Annotated in this window: 8 protein-coding genes and 1 pseudogene; 6 read left to right on the top strand and 3 right to left on the bottom strand. The window is 49.1% G+C overall.

Annotated elements, in window-relative coordinates:
• Both preA and Q0231_RS06330 read left to right on the top strand, forming a co-directional pair.
• Window positions 1-684, top strand: a 684-nt coding sequence (preA, locus tag Q0231_RS06335) for an NAD-dependent dihydropyrimidine dehydrogenase subunit PreA (RefSeq protein ID WP_299346460.1), incomplete at its 5' end; no start/stop codon positions are given.
• Window positions 626-1,423: a DMT family transporter gene (locus Q0231_RS06330; RefSeq protein WP_299346457.1), complete on the top strand. Its 798-nt coding sequence runs from the start codon at window positions 626-628 to the stop codon at window positions 1,421-1,423. The genes preA and Q0231_RS06330, both read left to right, overlap by 59 nt.
• Before the next feature lie 49 nt (window positions 1,424-1,472).
• Here the strand turns inward: Q0231_RS06330 and Q0231_RS16690 are convergent.
• Window positions 1,473-1,862, bottom strand: a pseudogene (locus Q0231_RS16690) (FAD-dependent monooxygenase); the annotation flags it as partial.
• A 14-nt stretch (window positions 1,863-1,876) separates the two neighbouring features.
• A complete protein-coding gene (locus Q0231_RS06325; RefSeq protein WP_269393926.1) occupies window positions 1,877-2,122 on the bottom strand; it encodes a zinc-finger domain-containing protein in 246 nt (81 codons plus the stop codon).
• 165 nt (window positions 2,123-2,287) lie between these two features.
• On the opposite strand from Q0231_RS06325, the gene Q0231_RS06320 reads away from it, so the two are divergent.
• The 4 genes from Q0231_RS06320 (at window position 2,288) to Q0231_RS06305 (ending at window position 4,609) form a co-directional block, all read left to right on the top strand.
• On the top strand, window positions 2,288-3,046 hold the full coding sequence (locus tag Q0231_RS06320) for an alpha/beta hydrolase (protein WP_269393927.1): 759 nt from the start codon (window positions 2,288-2,290) through the stop codon (window positions 3,044-3,046).
• A gap of 68 nt (window positions 3,047-3,114) precedes the next feature.
• Window positions 3,115-3,951, top strand: coding sequence for a serine O-acetyltransferase (gene cysE / locus Q0231_RS06315; protein WP_269393928.1), 837 nt, complete (start codon window positions 3,115-3,117; stop codon window positions 3,949-3,951).
• A complete protein-coding gene (locus Q0231_RS06310; RefSeq protein WP_269393929.1) occupies window positions 3,923-4,303 on the top strand; it encodes a hypothetical protein in 381 nt (126 codons plus the stop codon). Before cysE ends, Q0231_RS06310 begins: the two co-directional genes overlap by 29 nt.
• Before the next feature lie 87 nt (window positions 4,304-4,390).
• Entirely contained in the window at window positions 4,391-4,609 is a 219-nt protein-coding gene (locus tag Q0231_RS06305) for a DUF3126 family protein (RefSeq protein ID WP_269393930.1), read from the top strand.
• Here the strand turns inward: Q0231_RS06305 and Q0231_RS06300 are convergent.
• The gene (locus tag Q0231_RS06300; protein ID WP_299346450.1) at window positions 4,606-5,187 is read right to left on the bottom strand and encodes a hypothetical protein; all 582 of its coding nucleotides are present in this window, start codon (window positions 5,185-5,187) and stop codon (window positions 4,606-4,608) included. The two genes, Q0231_RS06305 and Q0231_RS06300, sit on opposite strands and share 4 nt — an antisense overlap.
• Window positions 5,188-5,372: the final 185 nt, after the last annotated feature.

The raw sequence follows: 5,372 nt of genomic DNA, 5'->3' as shown, positions 1-5,372 counted from the left end.
ACCTCGGTCGATCTGGACCTCTTTGCGCCCGAACCGATGATCGACGGGAAAGGCACGCACGGCGGCTATTGCGGCCCTGCGGTTAAACCTATCGCCATGAATATGGTGGCTGAAATTGCCCGTGACCCTGAAACCGCTGGTCTGCCGATTTCTGGCATTGGTGGCATCAACACGTGGCGCGATGCGGCGGAGTTTATCTCTTTGGGTTGTGGCAACGTGCAGGTTTGTACCGCTGCGATGACTTATGGCTTTAAAATCGTTCAAGAAATGATTTCGGGCCTATCCGAATGGATGGATGAAAAAGGCTATGAGAGCATTGATGATTTCATGGGACTTGCAACGCCAAATGTGACGGATTGGAAAAATCTCAATCTGAACTATGTGACCAAAGCAAAGATCGATCAAGATTTGTGCATTAGCTGTGGTCGTTGCCATATTGCGTGTGAGGATACATCACACCAAGCCATCACCAATATGGTGGATGGTTTGCGCAAATTTGAGGTGATCGACGAGGAATGCGTCGGGTGTAATCTGTGCGTAAACGTCTGCCCGGTTGATAGTTGCATTACAATGGAGCAAATTTCTGGTGTCGACCCGCGCACCAAAAAAGAAATTGACCCCAATTATGCCAACTGGACAACGCACCCCAACAACCCAAGTGCGGTCACAGAACCTGCTGAATAAAGCACAAAGCACCAGTTCCCCACATGGACAGGTGATTGATGGTCGCGAAAAACTTCGCGGCCATTTTGCTATGATCCTTTTTGCCATGCTGATTTCCGCCAGCTTTTCATTTGGCGCATTGGCGGCCCCCCATATTGATGCTGGCGCACTCAGCGCTTCAAGGTTTCTGCTCGCTTCAATTGTGATGGGTTTGATTGCCTATTTCACTGGCAATAAGTTGGTTGAAAAGGGCAAAATCCTCCCCAAAGCACCGCTGCGGTTCATCTTGCTTGGTGCTTTGATGGGCGTTTACTTTGTCACTATGTTCGAGGCGCTCAAGATCACCTCGCCCGTTTCAACGGGCGCTGTGTTTACTTTGATGCCGCTGATTTCGGCAGGGTTTGGCATTTTGTTTCTGGCCCAACGGGTTTCTTCGCGCATGACTATCAGCTTGCTGATTGCGGCTGCGGGCGCAGTATGGGTGATCTTTCGCGGAGATTTGAATGCGCTTTTGTCGTTCAACATTGGCACCGGGGAAATGATCTTTTTCATCGGTGTCATTTGTCACGGCGCTTATGCGCCCTTGGTGCGCAAGCTTAATCGTGGTGAACCGGTGGTGATCTTTTCGTTTTGGACGCTGCTGGCCTGTGCGGTTTGCCTTTGCATATACGCGGCGTGGGGCATTGCCCGCACGGATTGGCTAAATCTACCTGCCGTTGTCTATTGGGCGGGTAACTTGCTTTGCCTTCACGTTCGATGATTACCGAAACGCCATCACCCAAGTCTTCTACACGTGTTTGGGTAACGCCGAACAGGATTTCGATATTCGGAAACGCCTTTGTGGCCTTGTAGAGTTGTTCAGCGAGGTCAGCGCGATGCATCACAGCATAGGGTGTTCCAGCGTATCGCTCTTTTGAAAACTGGCCAAGTGTTACCTTGGAAAGTGGCGCGGATTTGCCATGGCGATAGATATCAATTCCGGCCGGTTCAAAACTATGAGCGGCAATGACTTCATTCAAGCCAAGCTCGTTCAGCACACGGCGGGCATTTGGGCTAACTTGGAGCCCTGCGCCGAATTGTGAGATTTCTCGGCTCTGTTCCGCAATGACCACGCGAAAGCCAAGTTTTGCGAGTGCTAGAGCTAAAGTTAGACCGGCAATACCTGCCCCATTGATTGAAATCGTTTTGTCGGGGCCCATATATTCCTCGTTTGTTACGCCTTATGAGCGTCGTAAACGGCTTCTTTGGGAGAAGATGCTGCGGCGCCAAGGTTTCCATTGTGAATGTAATGCGTTGAGCAATAAGGGCACACAATGTCGTTGTCATCGCCCATATCCAAAAAGATATGCGGATGATCAAACGGCGGCAATGCGCCCACACATTTGAACTCTTTGGACCCAATTTCAATTTTTTGGACGCCCATTGCGTTGTGGTAATGTGGTGTTGTGCCGTGTGCCATATTGCTCTCGTTTTTTTCAAAAATGGTCTGATGACAAGATGGGTCAAACATAGCTAAACCCATGCGCGTTGAACAGCGTATAACCTTTGCTGATCAAGTTGACAATTTGCCAAAACACATTTTGCTGATATTGAGCGCTGTAAATGCAACTAAATAGGGTCCAAAATGCCGCACTTTCAATCTGAAGGCTATGAAATCGCCTATTCCGTATATGGCGAGGGGCCATCCATTCTGCTGGTTCATGGATTTGGGTCCAATGGCAAAGTCAATTGGGTAGACACAGATTGGGTTGATTCTCTTGTGCGTGCCGGATACCGAGTGATCACAATAGACAACCGCGGTCATGGCAAATCGCAAAAGATCTATGATTCTGATGCCTATCCTTCCAGTGAGATGGCAAAGGATTCGATCAATCTGATCAAATACCTTGGGATCAAGAAGATTGCGATCATGGGCTATTCAATGGGCGCACGCATATCTGCTTATGCGTGTATGGCTGCTCCCGAGTTGATCAAATGCGGAATTTTTGGTGGTCTTGGGGAGCGTATGACAATCGGCATGTCCACGTCCGGTGTAATTGTGGACGCTTTGCTTGCGCCAACGCTTGAAGAAGTAAAAGACAAAACTGGGCGCATGTTCCGCATATTTGCCGACCACACAAAAAGCGACCGTCGTGCTTTGGCTGCTTGTATGGCGTCTTCACGTCAACGCATCACAGAAGAAGACATAAGCAAAATTGATTTGCCTGTTCTCGTGGCCGTTGGCAGTGAAGATGAGGTTGGCGGTCGACCTGAACCGCTGGCCGCATTGATGAAACAAGGCGAAAGCTTTGTGATTGAAGGGCGTGATCACATGCGCGCGACAGGGGATAAACAGTTTAAACAAGCTGTGTTATCATTCCTTGGGCGGCACTATCCTTCTTAAAGGGGCCGCTGGGTGGTAAATGTGTTGATAGCACCCATATACACAAGAGTTGAAAACGGAGAACTTCAATGGCTGAGACAAAGCTGCAATCGCAAAAACCGACAATCGTTGACCCGGTTTGGCGCTCGATTTGCAGCGATGCTGAGCAAATGATGGCCAATGAACCTGCATTTGCGGGGCTGGTTATTGCAAATGTTCTCAACCACGAGCGCGTCGAAGAGGCGATTGCCTATCGCGCATCCGAACTTCTGGACCACCGTGATATGCCTGCGGCGATTATTCGCCGGGCGTTTTTTGACGTTTTACGCGACAATCCATCAATCGCAGACAATATTCGTTCTGACCTAATGGCCACATTAGAACGTGACCCGGCATGCAACCGGGCAATTGACCCTGTTTTGTTTTTCAAAGGCTTTCAAGCAATTCAAACCTATCGATTTTCCAACGCATTGTGGAAAGGCGGACGCAAGGACTTTGCAAGATATTTGCAGAGCCGCTCCTCACAGGTGTTTCAGGTGGACATTCATCCTGCGGCCGTGATTGGACGTGGGATAATGGTGGACCATGCCACCGGCCTGGTGATCGGTGAGACTGCGCGTGTTGGGGATGATGTTTCAATTTTGCACGCCGTAACTCTTGGCGGTACAGGCAAAGAAGACGGTGATCGGCACCCGAAAATTGGCTGTGGGGTGATGATTGGCGCTGGCGCGAAAATATTGGGAAATATTTCTATTGGTGACTGCGCGCGAATTGCTGCAGGTTCAGTAGTTTTAAAGGATGTGCCTGCTAAAACCACAGTTGCTGGCGTTCCTGCGAAGGTTGTGGGAGAGGCCGGTTGTGCCCAACCTGCATCCAGAATGGACCAGATGATTGTCGATGATAGCGGTAAAACAGATTCAAACTGAGATTTCCACGTCCAAGCAAAGCATTATCGACCAGATTTGGCTGAGTGAAGAACAATTGGCTTTTGCCGAAATGCAATCAGCAGATCTGGCCGCCCATGTCGCTAGTGATTTTGTGAGTTTTGACGTAGATGGAAATGCGATCGCAAAGTCGGATTACATTGAGCAAATCGGGCAGGCCGCGGACGTCAATATGACCCGCTTGTGGGGTCATTTTGGATCCAAGGACAGCTGTTGCCTCGCGTATTTGCGTGAGAAAAATGATGGTGTTGTTGACATATGTATGGCGCTTTGGATTGAGCGAGATGGCAACTGGTACAAAACATTTCATCATGAAAATTTGAAATTCGGCTAAAGTGGGGAAAACCAAACTAGCTGTTGAGCAAATTGGCTAACTTGCTAGTTTCGCGCTCTAACTTAAATGCCAAAAGTGGTGGTCAGAATGACAAAAGAAGAAATTGCAAATCTCACGAAGTATCTACGTGGAAAATTTGGCAACCCAGCGTTTGAAGTTCGGGCACGCCCAAACAAGAACGATTCGGCTGAGGTTTACCTTGGGGAAGAATTCATCGGCGTTATGTATTTAGACGAAGATGAGGGCGAACGCTCTTTCAACTTCCAAATGGCGATTCTTGACATTGATCTGGAAGACTATTCTTAATCAACGTTGAATTCGGCCATTTGCTTGTTCAGCGCCACAGAGAATTGCCGCCAATGGGGCAAAATGGCCTTTTCAAATTGAATGAGCGCGGATACGCGCTTGTTGACCAAAACAGTCGTGATGCAATTCTTTGCGCGCTCAACGGCAACCTTCTCCTCTAGGCATTTGGCCACAAAGGGTGTGGCGCTCAATGCGTCGTACCAAACGGTTTCGTCTTCAAAACCGGCTTCATTCTTTAGTTTTTTGACCACGAGCCCATACATTTGGTCCGAACGACCGGGCGCGAAATTGTGGATGTAGAGTGAATCTAGCAAATATGCGCTTGGGGCGGCACGTGCGGCCGGCATCAACGTCAGGTTTAGCGTGAAGCTCTGACCATCTAGGTTCATTGTCAGGTGTAATTGGAGCAAATTTAGGATTGTTTGCTCGGGATTGAATTCGGAAACGATCCACGATTCTGGTGCCTGCAGTTTTGATGCCGCGATGGTGAACTCAACAGGCGTTCCCTTATCATTTGCAACTTGCGTTGCACGGCTTTCAAAAAAATCGAGACCGTAGACGATTCCCAACCCCAACATGCTAAGCACTATGCACAGAATTAGGATGTTGGTTTTTATACCGTTTTTCGCTCGAGACGATTTCATCTGCGGCGGCGCACCTGTACAACGCGGGGGCGAGGGCGTGATGAGGATGAAGAGCTAATGGGGACCAACTACTACCTCTTGCAAGACGCCTGTGAAAAGTGCGGACACAATCCGGAGCC

The organism is uncultured Maritalea sp., from assembly GCF_937139385.1.
Taxonomy (GTDB): Bacteria; Pseudomonadota; Alphaproteobacteria; order Rhizobiales; family Devosiaceae; genus Maritalea; species Maritalea porphyrae_A.
This window is presented reverse-complemented; position numbering and strand designations above follow the sequence as displayed.